The 16380-nt window shown below is 69.1% G+C and carries 16 protein-coding genes; 10 read left to right on the forward strand and 6 right to left on the reverse strand.

The window, feature by feature from the left end:
- Complete coding sequence (locus N5095_RS20600; RefSeq protein ID WP_267625060.1) at window positions 1-897, reverse strand: CbiX/SirB N-terminal domain-containing protein; 897 nt, start codon at window positions 895-897, stop codon at window positions 1-3.
- A 140-nt stretch (window positions 898-1037) separates the two neighbouring features.
- Here N5095_RS20600 and N5095_RS20605 point away from each other — a divergent pair, with 140 nt between their 5' ends.
- A complete protein-coding gene (locus N5095_RS20605) occupies window positions 1038-2414 on the forward strand; it encodes a DUF389 domain-containing protein (protein ID WP_267625061.1) in 1377 nt (458 codons plus the stop codon).
- Window positions 2415-2480: 66 nt separating this feature from the next.
- Here N5095_RS20605 and N5095_RS20610 read toward each other — a convergent pair whose 3' ends face one another.
- Window positions 2481-2729 (reverse strand): hypothetical protein, encoded by a 249-nt coding sequence (locus tag N5095_RS20610; RefSeq protein WP_267625062.1) that lies wholly within the window; start codon window positions 2727-2729, stop codon window positions 2481-2483.
- A 215-nt stretch (window positions 2730-2944) separates the two neighbouring features.
- Here N5095_RS20610 and N5095_RS20615 point away from each other — a divergent pair, with 215 nt between their 5' ends.
- Both N5095_RS20615 and N5095_RS20620 read left to right on the forward strand, forming a co-directional pair.
- A complete protein-coding gene (locus N5095_RS20615; RefSeq protein ID WP_267625063.1) occupies window positions 2945-3523 on the forward strand; it encodes a DUF7523 family protein in 579 nt (192 codons plus the stop codon).
- A 51-nt stretch (window positions 3524-3574) separates the two neighbouring features.
- The gene (locus N5095_RS20620) at window positions 3575-4126 is read left to right on the forward strand and encodes a PH domain-containing protein (RefSeq protein ID WP_267625064.1); all 552 of its coding nucleotides are present in this window, start codon (window positions 3575-3577) and stop codon (window positions 4124-4126) included.
- A 13-nt stretch (window positions 4127-4139) separates the two neighbouring features.
- On the opposite strand, the gene N5095_RS20625 is transcribed toward N5095_RS20620, so the two are convergent.
- Window positions 4140-4334, reverse strand: a complete 195-nt coding sequence (locus N5095_RS20625; protein ID WP_267625065.1) for a hypothetical protein — start codon at window positions 4332-4334, stop codon at window positions 4140-4142.
- 142 nt (window positions 4335-4476) lie between these two features.
- Between N5095_RS20625 and cysS the strand changes: the two genes are divergently transcribed.
- On the forward strand, window positions 4477-5958 hold the full coding sequence (gene cysS, locus N5095_RS20630) for a cysteine--tRNA ligase (protein WP_267625066.1): 1482 nt from the start codon (window positions 4477-4479) through the stop codon (window positions 5956-5958).
- 105 nt (window positions 5959-6063) lie between these two features.
- On the opposite strand, the gene N5095_RS20635 is transcribed toward cysS, so the two are convergent.
- Both N5095_RS20635 and N5095_RS20640 read right to left on the reverse strand, forming a co-directional pair.
- Window positions 6064-6852 carry a DUF4397 domain-containing protein gene (locus tag N5095_RS20635; protein ID WP_267625067.1) on the reverse strand — a complete coding sequence of 263 codons (789 nt, stop codon included), beginning with the start codon at window positions 6850-6852 and terminating at the stop codon, window positions 6064-6066.
- Between the two features lie 164 nt (window positions 6853-7016).
- Window positions 7017-7298 carry an ArsR/SmtB family transcription factor gene (locus N5095_RS20640; protein WP_267625068.1) on the reverse strand — a complete coding sequence of 94 codons (282 nt, stop codon included), beginning with the start codon at window positions 7296-7298 and terminating at the stop codon, window positions 7017-7019.
- Between the two features lie 164 nt (window positions 7299-7462).
- On the opposite strand from N5095_RS20640, the gene N5095_RS20645 reads away from it, so the two are divergent.
- Window positions 7463-9313: an ABC transporter substrate-binding protein gene (locus N5095_RS20645; RefSeq protein WP_267625070.1), complete on the forward strand. Its 1851-nt coding sequence runs from the start codon at window positions 7463-7465 to the stop codon at window positions 9311-9313.
- A gap of 105 nt (window positions 9314-9418) precedes the next feature.
- On the opposite strand, the gene N5095_RS20650 is transcribed toward N5095_RS20645, so the two are convergent.
- The gene (locus N5095_RS20650) at window positions 9419-9709 is read right to left on the reverse strand and encodes a DUF357 domain-containing protein (protein ID WP_267625071.1); all 291 of its coding nucleotides are present in this window, start codon (window positions 9707-9709) and stop codon (window positions 9419-9421) included.
- A gap of 195 nt (window positions 9710-9904) precedes the next feature.
- On the opposite strand from N5095_RS20650, the gene N5095_RS20655 reads away from it, so the two are divergent.
- The 5 genes from N5095_RS20655 (at window position 9905) to N5095_RS20675 (ending at window position 16372) form a co-directional block, all read left to right on the forward strand.
- A complete protein-coding gene (locus N5095_RS20655) occupies window positions 9905-10981 on the forward strand; it encodes an NAD(P)/FAD-dependent oxidoreductase (protein WP_267625072.1) in 1077 nt (358 codons plus the stop codon).
- 387 nt (window positions 10982-11368) lie between these two features.
- Complete coding sequence (gene aspS / locus N5095_RS20660; protein WP_267625073.1) at window positions 11369-12673, forward strand: aspartate--tRNA(Asn) ligase; 1305 nt, start codon at window positions 11369-11371, stop codon at window positions 12671-12673.
- A 166-nt stretch (window positions 12674-12839) separates the two neighbouring features.
- Window positions 12840-13355 (forward strand): SHOCT domain-containing protein, encoded by a 516-nt coding sequence (locus tag N5095_RS20665; RefSeq protein WP_267625074.1) that lies wholly within the window; start codon window positions 12840-12842, stop codon window positions 13353-13355.
- A gap of 87 nt (window positions 13356-13442) precedes the next feature.
- The gene (locus N5095_RS20670) at window positions 13443-16013 is read left to right on the forward strand and encodes a penicillin acylase family protein (protein WP_267625075.1); all 2571 of its coding nucleotides are present in this window, start codon (window positions 13443-13445) and stop codon (window positions 16011-16013) included.
- Window positions 16010-16372 (forward strand): hypothetical protein, encoded by a 363-nt coding sequence (locus tag N5095_RS20675; RefSeq protein WP_267625076.1) that lies wholly within the window; start codon window positions 16010-16012, stop codon window positions 16370-16372. Before N5095_RS20670 ends, N5095_RS20675 begins: the two co-directional genes overlap by 4 nt.
- The last annotated feature ends 8 nt before the right edge of the window (window positions 16373-16380 follow it).

Raw genomic sequence — 16380 nt, forward strand, 5'->3', positions numbered from 1 at the left:
TCAGTCACCCGCCGCCGAGGAGCCGCTCGCGGCCGCCTCCGTCTTCCGCGTCCGCTCGCGGACGACTTCGACCGCGTCTCCCACGTCGGCGCCGGCGTCGCGGGCGCGCTCGAGGATGACGTCGGCCATCAGGGGCTCCGTCCCGACCGCGCCGGCGTACCAGATGCGGTGGCCGTCGACCTCGGCGGGCACGTCGTACCCCTTCCGGTAGTCGTCGGTGAGGCCCATGTCCTCGGGGATGTCCTCCTGGGTGTGGTAGCCGTCGGCGACGAACAGCGGGACGACGACCACGTCCTCGCTCTCGAAGTAGTCGGCCACGTCGTCGACCTCGGGCTCCTCGTCCATGTACAGCGCCTGCACCTCGTCGAAGCGGCCTCGCTCGCGGACGCGCTCGGCGTGGTACTCGATGGCCTTCGCGCTGTTCTCGTTTCGCTCCGTGCCGTGGCCGACGACGGCGAGGCCGAACCCGTCGCCGACGTTGGGGTCGCCGGTGATGGACTCGGCGCGGCGGACGATGACGTCGGTCATGGAGTCGTGGGTGCCGACGGGGCCGCAGTAGTGGACCCGCTGGCCGGTGTCGGCGGCGGTGTAGACGGCGTGGTCCGCGCTCGTTCCGTCGGAGTCCCAGTCGGCTACGTCCCACCCGTCCAGACGGAGTTCGCGGGGGATGACCTCCTCGGTGAAGTACCCCTCGCTGACGAAGAAGGGAACGACGTACACGTCGTCGCTCTCGACCGTGCGGAGCACCTCCCGGAGGCTCGGCTCCTCCTTCCAGAACCCGGTCTTCACCTCGTCGAACGCGCCGACCGCGCGGACGGTGTCCGCGTGCTCGTAGGTCGGCGTCGAGGAGTCGGGGTTGAGATGCGACCCGTGCGCCACGATGACGAGCGCTTGCATGGTCGAATCCACGGACTCCGTCGGCTTAGTGACTTCGCAAGCGGCCGTCGACGGGCGGGTCGCTACGCCGCGACTCCGCCGCGCGACCCCTCGCTCGCCTGCGAGAAGAGTTTTCGGCGGGCCCCCCGACAACCGAGGCGATGCGACTCCTGCAGGTGCTCGTCCCGGGGGAGAAACGGGACGCCGTCGACACCGAACTCGCCGACCTCGGCGCCAACACGGTCGCGGTCGAAGAGGCCGACGGACGGGGTATCGTCCTCTACGTCCCTGTCCCCATGGAGGGGGTCGACGAGGTGCTCGACCGGCTGGGGAGCGCGGGGCTCGGCGACGACGACTACACCGTCATCACGGCCGTCGAGTCGGCGGCCGCCGGTGCGGGAATCGACGCGCTCCGGGAGGAGTTCGAAGAGGGGCCCCACGGGAAGTCCGGGCTCTCCCACGCGGAGATGGAGGCCCGAGCCGAGGACCTCACGCCCGCCCGGCCGACGTTCGTCGCGCTCAGCGCCCTGAGCGCGCTCGTCGCCGTCGCCGGACTGCTCATCGAGTCGGCAATCGTCATCGTCGGCGCGATGGTCATCGCGCCGTTCGCGGGGGCGACGCTGTCGGCGAGCGTCGGCGTCGTGGTCGGCGACCGGGAGACCGCCGTCGACAGCGTCGTCTCGCAGGCGCTCGGGCTGACCGTCGCGACGGTCGCGGCCGTCGGGACGACGCTCCTCCTCCGATGGCTCGGCTTCGTCCCGACGATGCTCGCGGTGTCGAGCAACTCGCAGGTCGGGTCGTTCATCACCCCGAACCTGCTCGCGGTGGTCATCGCGCTCTGTGCCGGCGCCGCCGGCGCGCTCGCCCTCGTCACCGACCTCCCCGTCTCCATCGCTGGCGTCGCCGTCGCGGCGGCGCTCGTCCCGTCCGCCGGGGCGCTCGGCATCGGCCTCGCGTTCGGCGCCCCCCACGTCGCCATCGGGGCGCTCGTCCTGCTGTTCGTCAACATCGTCGCCATCAACCTCACCACGTACGGGACGCTCGCGGCGCTCGGCTACCGGCCCTCGACGCTCGACTCCGGCGGCGGGTTCTCCCTCGCCTCCCTCTCCCCGTTCACCCTCCGCGGCGGCGCGACGGCGGCGCTCGTCGTCACCTTCCTCGTCGTGACCGTCCTCACCGGGTTCGCGACGTACCAGCACCTCGCGTTCGTCCGCGCGGCCAACGACGAGGTGGAGAACACCCTCGAAGGGTCACAGTACGAGGAGCTCGAACTCGTCGGCGTCACGGCCAGCTACAACGGTCAGGGGCTGTTCGACGAGCCCGAGGCGGTGACGGTGACGCTCGGCCGCACGACCGACAGCGACTACAGCGACCTCGCGACGACGCTCCAGCGGCGCATCACCGACCGGGCCGACCAGCCGGTCGTGGTACGGGTGCAGTTCGTCGACTACGAGGAGGCGGGGCCGACCGAACAGCGGTCGATGCGGACGGCGTCGCGAACCGGTGCACGGCCGACGGTCGTACTGGCAGGCGCTTGACCCCAGTCGACGGTCACACTGCCGGAGCCCGGGGTCGGGTCTCCGGCCGCATCCACGGTCGCCTAATTACGCCTCGACGCAGACGCCGACGCGGTCGAGACAGACCGTCCGGGTCCGCCCGGCCCGGCGCCGACCGTCCACGACCAGTACCGTCGCGGCGGCGGTGAGGGTCGCGGCGACGACGACGGCCGCGACGAGCAGGGGGTACGAGACCGCCAGCAGGACTGCGTTGACGGCGGCGAACAGCAGCGTCCACGCGAGAACGGTCTCTCGAAAGCTGTGCACGGTGCCGGTGGGCGTGTCGGGTCCTCGCATCCCGGGCAACTAGTGGGGTCGACACCGGATAATAGTAATCTGAATGATGTTTCTGTTCGGCGCGTTACTGAAATCCGGTTCAGTCAGCACCGATGGTGGTGGGCCACCGCCGACGGCACCGCGTCGACGCCATCTGCTGTCCCCGCCGACACCGCGTCACCGACCCTACTGCGCCCTCCGGCGCACTTTTGGTCGACGGCGGCGACCTCCCGGCCATGTCTCTGGCAAGCGAGACGCGACGGGCCGTTCGGGAGCGGCCGTTCCTGCTCGCGGGGCTCCGCGCCGGCGTGGTCAACTTCACCGCGGCCGCCGACTTCCTCGACCTCGACGGCGACCGCGAGGCGGTCGCGACGGCGCTCCGGCGGTACGCCGAGGAGCTCCCCGGCTACGACGACGAGTCGCGAGCGGCGCGCGTGACGATGCAGAGCGGGGTCGCGGTCGTCGCCGAGGGTGGCGACGGGCCGGGCGGGAGCAGGCGGAACGCGGCCCACGCCGACGGCGCGGCGGGCGACCCGCACGAGGCGGACCCGCTCCTCGCCGTCGGCGGCGCCGGACTCGTCTCCGACGGCGGGTCGGCGACGGCGGTCGTCGCGACTGGCTCACCCGAAGCCGTCGACGCCGCGGCCCTCGGAGCGGTGCTCTCGCGGCTCGAAACCGCGGGCGTCGGCGTCGACGCGGCGGCGGCGTGCGGCGGCACGCTCCTCGTCGTCGTCGACCGCCGGGAGGGCGCCACGGCGCTTCGGACGGTAGAGGCGGCCCTCGACGCAGTGCCGGCGCCCGTCGCCGACGCGTAGCCCGGCCTCGCCAGCGCCAACCAATAAGCCGCTCCGCGGCGAAGGACGGGTATGTCCGGTTCGACGGAGACGACCGCACGGGAGGCTGGAACCCGCCACTCGTCGGTCCCCGACTGGGTTCACCTCGGTGAGGGCGAGCGGGTGGTCTGGCACGGCCGACCGAGCATCCGGGCGGTGTTCCCGGCGTTTCTCCCCGGTACCGCCGTGTTTCTCGCCGGCATCGCGCTCATCCTCGTCCCGGATTTCGCGGCCGCCGCGCCGCCGTGGCTGGTCCCGCTCGGCGCGGTCGTCGTGCTCGCCGGCCTCGGCCTCGCGCTGCTCAGATACGTCCGCTGGCAGTACGTCCACTACGTCGTCACGACCAACGAGGTGTACAAGAAGCGCGGGCTGGTGAGCCGAGAGGTCGAGCAGCTCCGGCTCGTCCGCGTCGAGAACGTCTCCCACTCGCAGTCGGGCCTCCAGCGCGTGCTGGGGTACGGCGACGTGGTGATATCCACGGAGGGGAGTTCGAGCGAGTTCGTCCTCGACGACGTGCCGAACCCGACGGAGGTCCACAAGCGGCTGAGCGCCCAGTTCGACGGGATGAACCGAGGGTCGACGTAGCGAGGCGGCCCCCTCACTCCGCCCGCGTCCGCTGGTAGAGTGTCCATCCGACGGCGAGGGCGGCACAGCCGACGCCGATGGCGATTGGAATGGGGTCGTCGGTCGCGCCGAACTCCCAGCCGAGGACCGTCGTTCCGACGAGGGCGACGAGCGCGACCGCCGCCGCGAGGTACCGGAGGGACCGGGGAGACGAGGAGCGTCCGGGCACGGACAGCGGGACGGGGGCCGGGAGCAAAAAGATTCGTCCGGTCCGACCGTCCACGGGGCGTCGGTTTCGACTCGGCACGGACGACTCGTGTGCTAGCACGATTCTGTAAGGCCTTTAGGCGCCGGCCGTGAACCGGCGGTCGATGACGCTGTCCGTGACCAACACGCTGACGGGCGACCGCGAGCCGTTCGATGTCGACGACGAGGAGGTCCTCTTGTACGTCTGCGGCCTGACGGTCTCGGACGACGCCCACCTCGGTCACGCCCGGGTGTGGGTCCACGCGGACGTGATTCACCGCTGGCTCGACCACGAGGGGTACGACGTGCGCCACGTCGAGAACGTCACCGACGTGAACGAGAAGATCGCCGCCCGGGTCGGCGAGGGGGACCTCGGCGACGACGAGGCCGCGGTGGCGGAGCACTTCTCGGCCTCCGTGCTCGCCGACATGCGCGGGCTCAACCTCGAACGCGCCGAGGTGTACCCCCGGGTCTCCGAGCACGTCCCCGAGATTATCGACCTCGTCGAGACGCTAGTCGAGCAGGGGTACGCCTACGAGTCCAACGGGTCGGTGTACTTCGACGTGACCGAGTTCGAGGAGTACGGCAAACTGTCGAACCAGGACCTCGACGAACTCGAGTCGCAGGGCGACCCCGACGAGCGGAGCGAGAAGCGCAACCCCGCGGACTTCGCGCTGTGGAAGGCCGGCCCCGTCTCGACGGCCGACTTGGCCGAACATCGAACCCCCGACCTCGACCCCCTCGACGAACCTGCGGGCCAGACGTGGGAGTCGCCGTGGGGGGAGGGGCGCCCCGGCTGGCACATCGAGTGCTCGGCGATGTCGATGACGCATCTCGGAGAGACCATCGACATCCACATGGGCGGGCGCGACCTCGTCTTCCCGCACCACGAGAACGAGATCGCCCAGAGCGAGGCCGCGACGGGCCACCAGTTCGTGCGTTACTGGCTCCACAACGGCCTCCTCGAGACGAAGGGCGAGAAGATGAGCTCGAGCCTGGGCAACTTCTTCACCGTCTCGGACGCGCTGGAGGAGTACGGCGTGAACGTCGTCCGGACGTTCTACCTCGGGGCGGCGTACCGCTCGGACCAGCAACTCTCCGAAGGGACTATCGCCGAAGCCGAGGAGCGCTGGGAGCGACTGGAGCGCGCCTACGAGGCCGCCACGGCCGCCGTCGACTCCGTCGACGCGAGAACCAAGGTCGTCGACGACGACCTCCGCGAGACGGTCGACGTCACCGAACCCGCCTTCCGCGAGGCGATGAACGACGACTTCAACGTGCGCGAGGCGACGGCCGCCCTGCTCGAACTCGCGAGCGCGGTGAACCGCCACTTGGAGGGCCTCGAGGCGTACGACTACCGGGGGCTCCGCCGGGCGGTGGAGACGTTCGACGACCTCGCCGTCGGCGTGTTCGGGCTCGACCTCGGCGGCGACGGGGACGGCGGTGACGTGCGCCTCGCCGACGAACTGGTGGAACTCGTCCTCGACGTGCGCGAGGAGGCCCGCGACTCCGGCGAGTACGAGCGGGCGGACGCCCTCCGCGACGCGCTCGCGGACCTCGGCGTCGAGGTCGAAGACTCCGAGGACGGGCCGAGCTTCCGGTACTGAGTCGGAGGCTGACGCTGCCGGGGGTTGATTGGACGCAGCGGAAAAATCGTGGCCGAGTCGGGAGCCGAATCGCCGCGGGGGGTTACCGGGGTGCGGTGGAACCGACTACGACGATTCTTCGGACGACCCGTCTTTGGACTTCATCTCCGGCACGTAGTCGACGGCCGGGATGACCTGGAACGCCGGCGGGTCCTCGCCGTCCGATTCGTCCTCGTTGCCGGGCGTGAAGAAGCCGGCCGCGAAGGCAGAGTAGGCCTTCCCGCCCTCGACGGAGAGTTCGACGGTCGCGTAGTCGTACATGTCCTCGTCGTCGGCGGTCTGCACCTCGACGGTGTAGTCGCCGGCGGGTACGTCGACGTACTCGCTGGCAGTGCCGTACTCGAGGTCGTCCGCGAGCTTCACGCCCGCGGAGGGGACGGTCACGTCGACGTCCGGGGCGTCCGGCGAGGCGTGGACGATGCGGACCCGAGCCATGTCCTCCGGTACGGGTTCCATGTTGTCCGTGAGGACGAGCGGCTCGAACGCCTTGGCCTCCTCGGCGGCGCAGTCGGGTGTGAGCTCGCCGATGGCGGCGACGGTGTAGGGCTTCGCCTCCAGCGTGAGGTCGCCCTCGAAGGCGACCACGTCGGGCTGGCCCGCGGCCGTGACCTTCACGGTGTAGGTGTCGGGCGCCAGACCGGTGAGGTAGTCGCTGACGGCGCCGAAGGGCACGTCGGAGAGTACTTTCTCTCCGTTCACGTACACGTCGACGTTCGGGGCGTCCGGCGAGAGGTGTGCGACGCGGAGCGCCGCGTCGCCCGTGTGGTCGTCCGCGGCGGCGGCGCCGACACCGACGGTGAGGGCGGCTCCGGTCGCGGCTACTGTACCGAGGAACTGTCTCCGGCTGGGGTTCATGGGGTGGGTGCCTCCGACAGAGAGGGAGGTCGCAGATATATTAGAGGTGTTGGCCTACAGGTAGGGTATCGCTCGATTTCGTCGAGTAAAGGCGCTGTTGAGCCGCCACAAAGACACCGGACCGGCCGGGACGACCGGGGTTCGGCCGGTCGGGGCGGGCTCGCTCAGCGTACCCCCATCTCCTCGAAGACCTCTTCGACGGTGTCCCAGTGTCGGCGCACGCGACCGGTCGGGAGATAGACGGCGCCGTATTCGCCGCCGCTGGTCTCGACGATGTCGTGTTCGACGAGTACGTCGAGGTGGTGACGGACCGTCTTGTAGTCGAGCTCCAGGTCCTCGGCGAGCTGGTTCGCGTTTCGGGGACGCTCGTCGACGGCGTGGAGTAGCCGCGTCCGGTTCTCCCCGCCGCGAGCGCCGGTGAGGACGTACCAGAGGACCCCTTCCATCACTCACATCCAAGCGTCCGACCTCCGTAAGCCCGTCGCCGGCAGACAGCGACCTCCGGCGTATCTTCCAAAAAATTACCAGATTCTTTTGCCGGAAATTATCGGAACCTTTCGCCGAGTGCGTCAGATACACACCTCCCAGTTACATGCGGTACTGTACACCGATGGATGACAACGGGCAACACAGTACGAGGCGGCAGTTTCTGAAGACGGCCGCCGGCGCCGGCTCCGCGATGGCGATCGCGGGGTGTGCAGGCTCGAACGAGGGTGGCGGTTCGGGCAACGGGTCGACGAACGCGACGGGCGGGGAGACGACCGGGACGGACGCCGGAACCACCGAACAGGGGGACGGCGGCGGTGGAGGCGGGTCGGCGACGCTCGACCTCATCAACTCGACGATGAGCTCGCTCGACCCGGTCGGCGCGAGCGACACTGCTTCCGGTTGGGTGACGTCACAGGTGTTCGACGGGCTGATGACGTACCCCGACGGCGCGATTCCGGTCGAGCCGGTCATCGCGGAGGGGTACGAGACCTCCGACGACTACCGGACGTACACGTTCACGCTGAAGGAGGGCGTGACGTTCCACGACGGCTCCGAGGTGACGGCGCAGGACTTCGTCTACTCCTACGAGCGCCTCGCGGGCTCGGACAACTCACAGCAGAAGGCGGACATCCTCTCGGCCATCAACGTCGTCCACGAGACGACGGGGGAGGGGGCGTACGAGCCCGGGTCGCTGGCCGTCGAGGCCGTTGACGACTACACCTTCCAGATGGAGATTTCGGAGCCGTTCGCGCCGACCCTGCAGGTGCTGTCGAACAACCAGTTCGCCGCGGTGCCCGAGGGCATCGTCGGCGACATCGAGGGGTACGACGGGGAGATGTCCTACGAGGAGTTCGCGACGTCGAACCCCATCGGGGCCGGTCCCTTCCAGTTCGAGGTGTGGGAACAGGGGACCCAGGCGTCCGTGACCGCGTACGACGACTACCACGGCTCGGCGCCGGATATCGACGGGGTTCACTGGCAGATAATCGAGGACTCCAACGCGATGTACAACTACGCGATGAACGAGAACGCCGACGCCTTCGAGATTCCCACCTCGAAGTTCGACCCGTCGAAGCTCTCCGTCGAAGGGACCGACGACAAGGGTCGCAAGCGCGGGACGTACGGTCCGCTCCGGAACGGGAAGCAGGCCGACTACATCGGCGTGCCGACGCTGTCGGTGTACTACATGGGGTTCAACATGGAGGCCGTCGAGAAGCCCGTCCGGCAGGCGGTCGCCTACGCGCTGAACCAGCAGACGGTCGTCGAACAGGTGTTCAAGGACCGCGGCGTGCCGGCGTACCACTACACGACGCCGAGTATCTACCCCGGCGGCGCGGAGGCGTACACCCAGCACGCGGAGGAAAACTACCCGTACGGCTACAACGAGACCCAACTCGACGAGGCGCGCCGGGTGATGGAGGAGGCGGGGTACAGCCAGAGCGACCCGTACGAGCTCGAGTTCCTCATCTACGACTCGAAGACGTGGATGCAGACCGCCCAGCTCCTTCGCGACCAGCTTCAGAGCGCACACGTCGAGCTGAGCATCACGAGGTCGCCGTTCTCGGCGATGCTCTCGCGGGTCGAGAACATGGACATGGAGATGTACTCGCTCGCGTGGATCGTCCCGTGGGCCGCCCCGGACGCGTTCGTCAAGCATCTCAACCCGGCGAAGTCCGGTCCCGAGGCCGACACGTTCGAGGCGTACAACAACTGGCCGACCGACACCGAGACCGCCCAGCGAGCCATCGACGCGTGGAACCGCATTACGGAGAACCGCGACCCCTCCGACGAGTCCGAGAACGTCCGCGCCGAGGCGGCCGTGACGATGGAGGAGGCGAACTGGGAGGCCGTCGCGAACCTGCCGGTGTACCACGAAATCGAGGAGCGGTTCTCGTACCAGAACGTGGAGATTCCGCCGTACGGCAGCGGCGGCGCCTACAAACAGAAGCTGAACGACGCGACGATGAACTGAGCCGGACGACGCAACAACGAGCAGGGCCGTCGACGTGACGACAACCCGAGCAGGAGCGGCCCGGCGTCGGACGGCCGGCCGCTCGTCTGTTCGCCCCTCGACCGCTCACGTCGTGAACAGCTTTCCCTCCTCCCCGTCCGGAACCGCGAACAGCCCGAGGCGAACGCCCGCGTCCAGCCAGCCGTACCCGTACGAGAAGGAAGCGAGCGCGTTCACCGGGTCGCCGGCTTCGCGGAAGTGCCGACCGTCGGCGAGGTAGGAGTCGGCCATTTCGTAACACTCCGCGGCGGCCTCGCCCAGGGGCGTCCCCGGCGGGGCGGTCGGCTCGGCGGCCGCGAGGGCGTCTGCGAGCATCTCCCCGTAGCGGTCGGTCTTCTCCTCTAAGTCGGCGGCCATCCCTGTCGACGCGGACGCGCTGTCGGTCGGTAAGGGCTTCGTTCCGGCCTCGAACTCGCGTCCGGCCGGGCCGCGGTAGCGCTCTGCAGACGCCGGGAGAGAGACGTTGCGGACGCCGCGACGAGGCCGCCGAGATGGTGGCAAGCGCGAGGAACAGCGCAACCTACATACAAGCTCATCGCAAAGAGTCCGCCAATGAGTTCGGAGCCTACACAGGAGGGGGAGGTCGTCGAACATCGCACGCTCATCGTCGCCGGAACGGGCATTTCAGGCCTCACAGCGGCCATCTACGCCGCCCGGTCGAACAACGACCCGCTGGTGTTCGAGGGGGACGAACCCGGTGGCCAACTCACGCTCACCACCGAGGTCGACAACTACCCCGGGTTCCCCGAGGGCATCAGTGGGCCCGAACTGGTGAACAACATGAAGGAGCAGGCGAAGCGCTTCGGCGCCGAGGTGGACCACGGCATCGTCGTCGACGTGGACGACTCGGAGCGTCCGTTCCGCGTGACGATGAAGAACGGCGACGTGTACACCGCCGACGCCGTCATCGCCGCCTCGGGTGCCAGCGCCCGCACGCTCGGCGTCCCCGGCGAGGACGAACTGATGGGGTACGGACTGTCGACGTGTGCGACCTGTGACGGCGCGTTCTTCCGCGACGAGAAGATCGTCGTGGTCGGCGGCGGCGACGCCGCCTGCGAGGAGGCCGTCTTCCTCACGAAGTTCGCCTCGACGGTGTACATGGTCCACCGTCGCGACGAGTTCCGCGCCGAGGACTACTGGATCGAACGGGTGATGGAGAAGGTCGACGCGGGAGACATCGAAGTGAAGTGGAACACGGAGCTCACCGAAATCCACGGCTCGCCCGAGGCGGGCGTCGACCACGTCACCCTCGTGGAGAACGACGCGGGGTATCCGACGGACAAACTGGACGACCCCGACACCCGCGAGTACGACTTCGACGCCGGCGCCGTCTTCTACGCCATCGGCCACACGCCGAACACGAGCTACCTCGAAGACACCGGCGTCCGGATGGACCCCGAGGGGTATCTCAAGACCAAGGGCGGCGACGGCGGCGGCCAGACCGAGACGGACGTCCCGGGCATCTTCGGCGCCGGCGACGTGGTGGACTTCCACTACCAACAGGCCATCACCGCGGGCGGCATGGGCTGCAAGGCCGCCATCGACGCCGACGACTACCTCGAGAACCTGGAACGCGAGGAGTCCCACTCCGAGGCCGGCGAGCCGATGGCGCCGGAGTCGGACGACTGATCGGCGCACTGGACGTTCGACCTCCCTTCTTCACCCAACCGGTCGGTTCCGTAGTCGCCGCCGGTTACCGGAGTATATTGCCGGATAATGGGACTATCTGATGGCTGTAGAATATGTTATTATTATGTCTCAGCGCGTTATGTGTTGTCGTGAAGCAAACCTACGCCGAGAAGCGACTGCACCTGCGCGTTCCCGTTGGCGCGACCCCCGTTCCCCGGTACGCCACCTGGGACGAACACCGAGCGGCCATCAGCCGTGACGCCGCCGAGTCGAGGGCTCGTCACGGCGTCGGCCCGCGTCAGGCGTCGTAGGGGTCGCCGTCGCACGGAGGGCTCCCGTCGCGCCGAAACGACCGTTTTTAAGACCGCCGAGCAGGAACGACCGACCATGCTGGACCGAACCTACACGGCAGACGCCGAACCCGGCGACCACGTGACCGTCGCCGGCTGGGTCCACGAGATTCGTGACCTCGGCGGCATCGCCTTCGTCATCCTGCGGGACAAGACCGGCCAGATTCAGGTCAAGTTCGAGAAAGACGAGATGGACGAGGAACTCGTCGAGACCGGGCTGGGCGTCCACCGTGAGAGCGTCGTCGCCGTCACCGGCGAAGTGGAGGAGGAGCCCCGCGCGCCGACCGGCGTCGAAGTGACGCCCGAGTCGGTCGACGTGCTCGCCGAGGCCGACCCCGAACTCCCGCTCGACCCCTCCGGGAAGGTCGATGCCGAACTCCCGACCCGTCTGAACAACCGTACCCTCGACCTCCGAAAGCCCGAGGTGAAGGCCGTCTTCGAGATTCGCGCGGAGATTCTGCGCTCGGCCCGCGAGGCGTTCCGCGACCTCGGCTGCACCGAGATCAACACGCCGAAGATCGTCGCCACCGGGACGGAGGGCGGCACGGAGCTGTTCCCCATCACGTACTTCGGCGAGGAGGCGTTCATGAACCAGTCGCCCCAGCTGTTCAAGCAGCTGATGGTCGGCTCCGGCCTCGAACGGGTGTTCGAAATCGGCCCCATCTTCCGCGCCGAGGAGCACAACACGCCGCGACACCTGAACGAGGCGACCTCCATCGACTTCGAGAGCGCGTTCTTCGACCACACCGACGCGATGGACGCCTGCGAGCACGTCGTGAAGGCCGCCTACGAGGGTGTCGCCGAGAACTGCCAGCAGCAACTCGAAGCGCTCGACCTCGCCGACGAGTTCGAAGTCCCGGAGGGCGAGTTCCCCCGACTCTCCTACGAGGAGGCCATCGAGCGAATCAACGCGACGGGCGAACTCGACACCCAGCTGGTGTGGGGCGACGACCTGCCGACCGAGGGCGAGAAGGCCCTCGGCGACGACGTGGGCGGGCACTACTTCGTCACCGACTGGCCCAGCGAGATCAAGCCGTTCTACATCAAGGACCACGACGACGACGAGCAGCTGTCGACCGGCTTCGACCTGATGCACCCGCGCATGGAACTCGTCTCCGGCGGCCAGCGTGAACATCGCTTCGACCGGCTCGTCGAAGGGTTCGAGCAGCAGGGCCTCGACCCGGACTCCTTCGACTACTACACGAAGATGTTCCGCTACGGGATGCCCCCGCACGCAGGCTGGGGGCTCGGCGGCGAGCGCCTCGTCATGACGATGCTCGGCCTCCAGAACATTCGGGAGGCGGTGCTGTTCCCACGCGACAGGCAGCGTCTGTCGCCGTAGGCGACGACGCAACAGTCGCGTGGGTGCAGGGAGCAGCTTCGCCGCGACCGTGTTCCCGCGGGACCGCCAGCGCCTGAGCCCGTAAGGGCGAAGACCTGGGAGCCAGCGAGGCTCGCAGGACCGTCCCACCTTCGGGGTTCATTATCTCGGCCGACGTATCGGTTCCATGCAACCACTCCAGCAGTCACCACTCGGCTTCGGGGGAGAGGACGACGAGGACCACCCGCTCGTCGCCGTCGCGGTCGGCGCCGTCGTGATGACGGTTCTCGCCGTCGCGTTCGGTCTGATGGCGCTCGGCTTCGACTACTGGTGGGTCGCCTTCCCGGTCGGCTTCGGCGGGTTGATGCCGGCCGCCGTCGGCCTCGCGGAGTGGTACACGAGACAGCACACCGAGGAGGCGGCCGCCGAGACGGCGAGCGAGACGGAGTCGGCGACCGAACGCGACCCCCGCGAGGACGCGCTCGCGACCCTGCGTGACCGGTACGCCCGCGGCGCCATCGACGAGGAGGAGTTCGAACGCCGCCTCGGCGCGATTCTGGAGACCGAAGACCTCGACGGGGCACGTCGCTACGCCTCCCGCACCCGCCGCGACGACCCGCCCGAGCCCGTCCACCGGGAGGGTGTCGACCCCGAATTCGAACTCGAACTCGAACTCGACCGCGACCGGCGCCGTCACGCCTGAAGCTCCACTGTTTTCCCCGCCGACAACTCCCGCTCCGTTGTTCCGAGTGGACGAACCCTTATCCCCGGTCGCGCCGCCGTCTCTGACATGTCACCGTCCCCCATACGAGTCGCCGTCGCGGTCGGCTGTGCGGCGGCGATTCTCGCGGCCGCCGTCTTCGGTGGCCACTACCTCGGGTTGGCGGCGCCGGCCTCCGGCAGCCTCTACGACACCGCCGACCGCGACGCCGAGCGAATCGAGAACCCCTATGGCGAGGCGTCGGTGTGGTACGACGACTACGGCGTCCCGCACGTCGAAGCCGAGAACGAGCGGGCGCTGTACTTCGCCGTCGGCTACCTGCAGGCCCGGGACCGGCTGTTCCAGATGGACCTCCAGCGCCGACTCATCGGCGGCGAACTGTCGGAGGCGTTCGGCGAACGCGCCGTCTCGACGGACCGGTTCTACCGCTCGATGGACTTCCAGAGCGCCGCCGAGGCGTCGTGGGCCGAGATTCGGGAGACCGAGGCCGGCCCGGGCGTCGAGGCCTACTCCGACGGCGTGAACCACTACATGACGACCCAGCCGCTCCCGCCGGAGTTCGGCCTCCTCGAGTACGAACCGGACCCGTGGACCCCGGTCGACACGCTCATCGTCGGCAAGCAGATAGCCTGGTCGCTGTCGGGCAACTTCGCGGACTTGGAGCGCGCGACGGTGCGGGAGCGACTCGGCGAGGAGGCCGCACGTGAACTGTATCCCGACCGGCTCCCGCACGACACGCCCGTCATCAGGGACGAAGCCGACTACGAGCCGTTCGACCCGGCGGTCGCGGCGGGCGTAGCTGAGCCGAGCGGTGGGGCCGATACGGCCGAATCAGCCTCACTCGGCGGCGACCCGACCAGTCTCGCGAACTGGGTCGGGCGCTACGACCACCAGCCGGGCATCGGCTCGAACAACTGGGTCGTCTCCGGGGAGCACACCGCCTCGGGGAAGCCCATCCTCGCCAACGACCCGCACCTCCAGCTCACCGTGCCGGGCGTCTGGTACGAGATGCATTTGAAGACGCCGAACATGGAGACACGGGGCGTCTCGTTCCCGGGCGTCCCGTTCGTCGTCATCGGCCGCACCGCGGACGTGGCCTGGGGAGTGACGAACGTCGGCGGCGACTTCACCGACCTCTACCGCTACGAGACCAGAAATCGCTCGGGGACCGAACAGTACCGGTACCGTGGCGAGTGGCGCGACGTGGCGACCGAAGAGGAGACCATCCGCGTCGCCGACGGCGAGGACGTGACGGTGACCGTGCGCAAGACGGTCCACGGGGCCTTGATTCGCCGCGACGGAGCCCGGGTCGGCGTCGCCTGGCCGGGCTTCTCGGCGACGAACGAGTCCCTCGGCGTCTACCAGTTGAACCACGCGGAGGACGTGGACGACGCCCGCGACGCGCTCCGGACGTGGGACGTGCCGGCCCAGAACTTCGTCGTCGCGACGCGCGACGGCGAGACGTTGTACTATCCGGCGGGACGCTACCCCCTCCGAGTCGCCGACGGCGAGGTGGTCCGCGGCGACCGAATCTTCGACGGCTCCGCCGGCGAAGGCGAGTGGCGCGGCTACACCCCCTACGGCACGTCGAACTGGTCCGGCTTCGTCCCGTTCGAGTCGATTCCGCACGTCGAGGACCCCGACCTGCTCGCCACCGCGAACCAGCGGACGATGGACGACCCGCCCTACTACGTCGGCAACGGGATGACCTACGCCGACCCCTATCGAGGGGAGCGGATTTACGACGTGCTGGAGCGGGACGCCGAGAGCGGCGACGGAGCCGACGGAGGTGGCATCACCGCCGCGTCGACGAAAACCCTCCAGCGCGACGTCCGTTCGCTCGCGGCCGCCGAGTTCGTCCCGTACGCCCGCGCCGGTCGCGCCGGTGCCAACGACAGCGGTCGTGCCCTCGTGACCGAACTCGACGGGTGGGACGGCGAGATGCGCGCCGACTCGCGGGCCGCGCTCGTCTACGCGCTCTGGCTTGAGGAGTTCCGCACCGCGACGTTCGAAGACGAGTTCGCGGCCGCGAACCTCTCCGCCGACGCCTACCCGAAACACGTCGTCCTCGCGGACCTCCCGGCCGACAGCCGGTGGTTCGACAGGGCGGGAACCGCTCGCACCGAGACGCGGGCCGACGTGGCCGCGCTCGCGCTGAACCGGACCGCCGCCCGTCTCGGTCGGACGGACTACGAGACGTACGGCGACTACAACCGGCTCCGACTCACCCACCCGTTCGACCAGGCGTTCCTCAACTACGACACCCGGCCGATGAACGGCTCCGCGTTCACGGTGTTCAACTTCCGCGCCCAGCGGGCGACGCAGGCCGGCAGTAGCTGGCGGATGGTCGTCGACTTCGGGAACGAGTCGAACTCGGCCGGCGTGATTCCGGGCGGCCAGTCGGGGCTGTTCTGGTCCGAACACTACGACGACCAACTCCCGCTCTGGGCCGACGGCGAGTACAAGTCGCTGACGATGGACCGCCCCGACGGCGAACCGGACCTCGTGTTCGTCGACGGCGGGGGTGACTCCGAGGCACGCCGTGGCGGGACCGCCGGCGACGACCCCGGGAACGGGAGTTCGCGCGTCGTCGCCCCGGTCGGCGTGATTGTCGGCATCCGCGGAGGTGTCGGGGCGTGAGCGCGGACGCCGTCGACCGGCCTGGCGTCGCGGGGCGACTCGACCGCTTCCGCGAGAGCCACTACGCGGCCGTGGCGCTCGTCGCCGTCACGCTCCTCGGATTCGTCGCCGTCGCCGTCCACTGGGCCGGATTCCTCGCCGTCGGCGCCCTGCTCGGCCTGCTCTCCGCGACCCTCTCCCGGGCCGCCGTCCACGGGCTGACGTTCGGCGGACTCGTCCTGCTCGGGTTCGGCGGCTGGCTCGCGCTCTCGGGCGCGCTGGCGACGTGGACGTCGCTTGGACTCCTGTTCGGGCTCTCGGCGGGCGCCGCACTGGGACTGCCGACGCTCGCGGCGGTCGGCGTGCGGGCGTTACGCTGACGCCGACG

The organism is Halobium salinum, from assembly GCF_026586625.1.
In the GTDB taxonomy this organism is placed as follows: domain Archaea; phylum Halobacteriota; class Halobacteria; order Halobacteriales; family Haloferacaceae; genus Halobium; species Halobium salinum.

Bases quoted from the DNA above. Each gene is read 5' to 3' on its own strand.
- N5095_RS20600 (WP_267625060.1), bottom strand. From the start codon at position 897: ATGCAAGCGCTCGTCATCGTGGCGCACGGGTCGCATCTCAACCCCGAC.
- N5095_RS20605 (WP_267625061.1), top strand. From the start codon at position 1,038: ATGCGACTCCTGCAGGTGCTCGTCCCGGGGGAGAAACGGGACGCCGTC.
- N5095_RS20610 (WP_267625062.1), bottom strand. From the start codon at position 2,729: ATGCGAGGACCCGACACGCCCACCGGCACCGTGCACAGCTTTCGAGAG.
- N5095_RS20615 (WP_267625063.1), top strand. From the start codon at position 2,945: ATGTCTCTGGCAAGCGAGACGCGACGGGCCGTTCGGGAGCGGCCGTTC.
- N5095_RS20620 (WP_267625064.1), top strand. From the start codon at position 3,575: ATGTCCGGTTCGACGGAGACGACCGCACGGGAGGCTGGAACCCGCCAC.
- cysS (WP_267625066.1), top strand. From the start codon at position 4,477: ATGACGCTGTCCGTGACCAACACGCTGACGGGCGACCGCGAGCCGTTC.
- N5095_RS20635 (WP_267625067.1), bottom strand. From the start codon at position 6,852: ATGAACCCCAGCCGGAGACAGTTCCTCGGTACAGTAGCCGCGACCGGA.
- N5095_RS20640 (WP_267625068.1), bottom strand. From the start codon at position 7,298: ATGGAAGGGGTCCTCTGGTACGTCCTCACCGGCGCTCGCGGCGGGGAG.
- N5095_RS20645 (WP_267625070.1), top strand. From the start codon at position 7,463: ATGGATGACAACGGGCAACACAGTACGAGGCGGCAGTTTCTGAAGACG.
- N5095_RS20650 (WP_267625071.1), bottom strand. From the start codon at position 9,709: ATGGCCGCCGACTTAGAGGAGAAGACCGACCGCTACGGGGAGATGCTC.
- N5095_RS20655 (WP_267625072.1), top strand. From the start codon at position 9,905: ATGAGTTCGGAGCCTACACAGGAGGGGGAGGTCGTCGAACATCGCACG.
- aspS (WP_267625073.1), top strand. From the start codon at position 11,369: ATGCTGGACCGAACCTACACGGCAGACGCCGAACCCGGCGACCACGTG.
- N5095_RS20665 (WP_267625074.1), top strand. From the start codon at position 12,840: ATGCAACCACTCCAGCAGTCACCACTCGGCTTCGGGGGAGAGGACGAC.
- N5095_RS20670 (WP_267625075.1), top strand. From the start codon at position 13,443: ATGTCACCGTCCCCCATACGAGTCGCCGTCGCGGTCGGCTGTGCGGCG.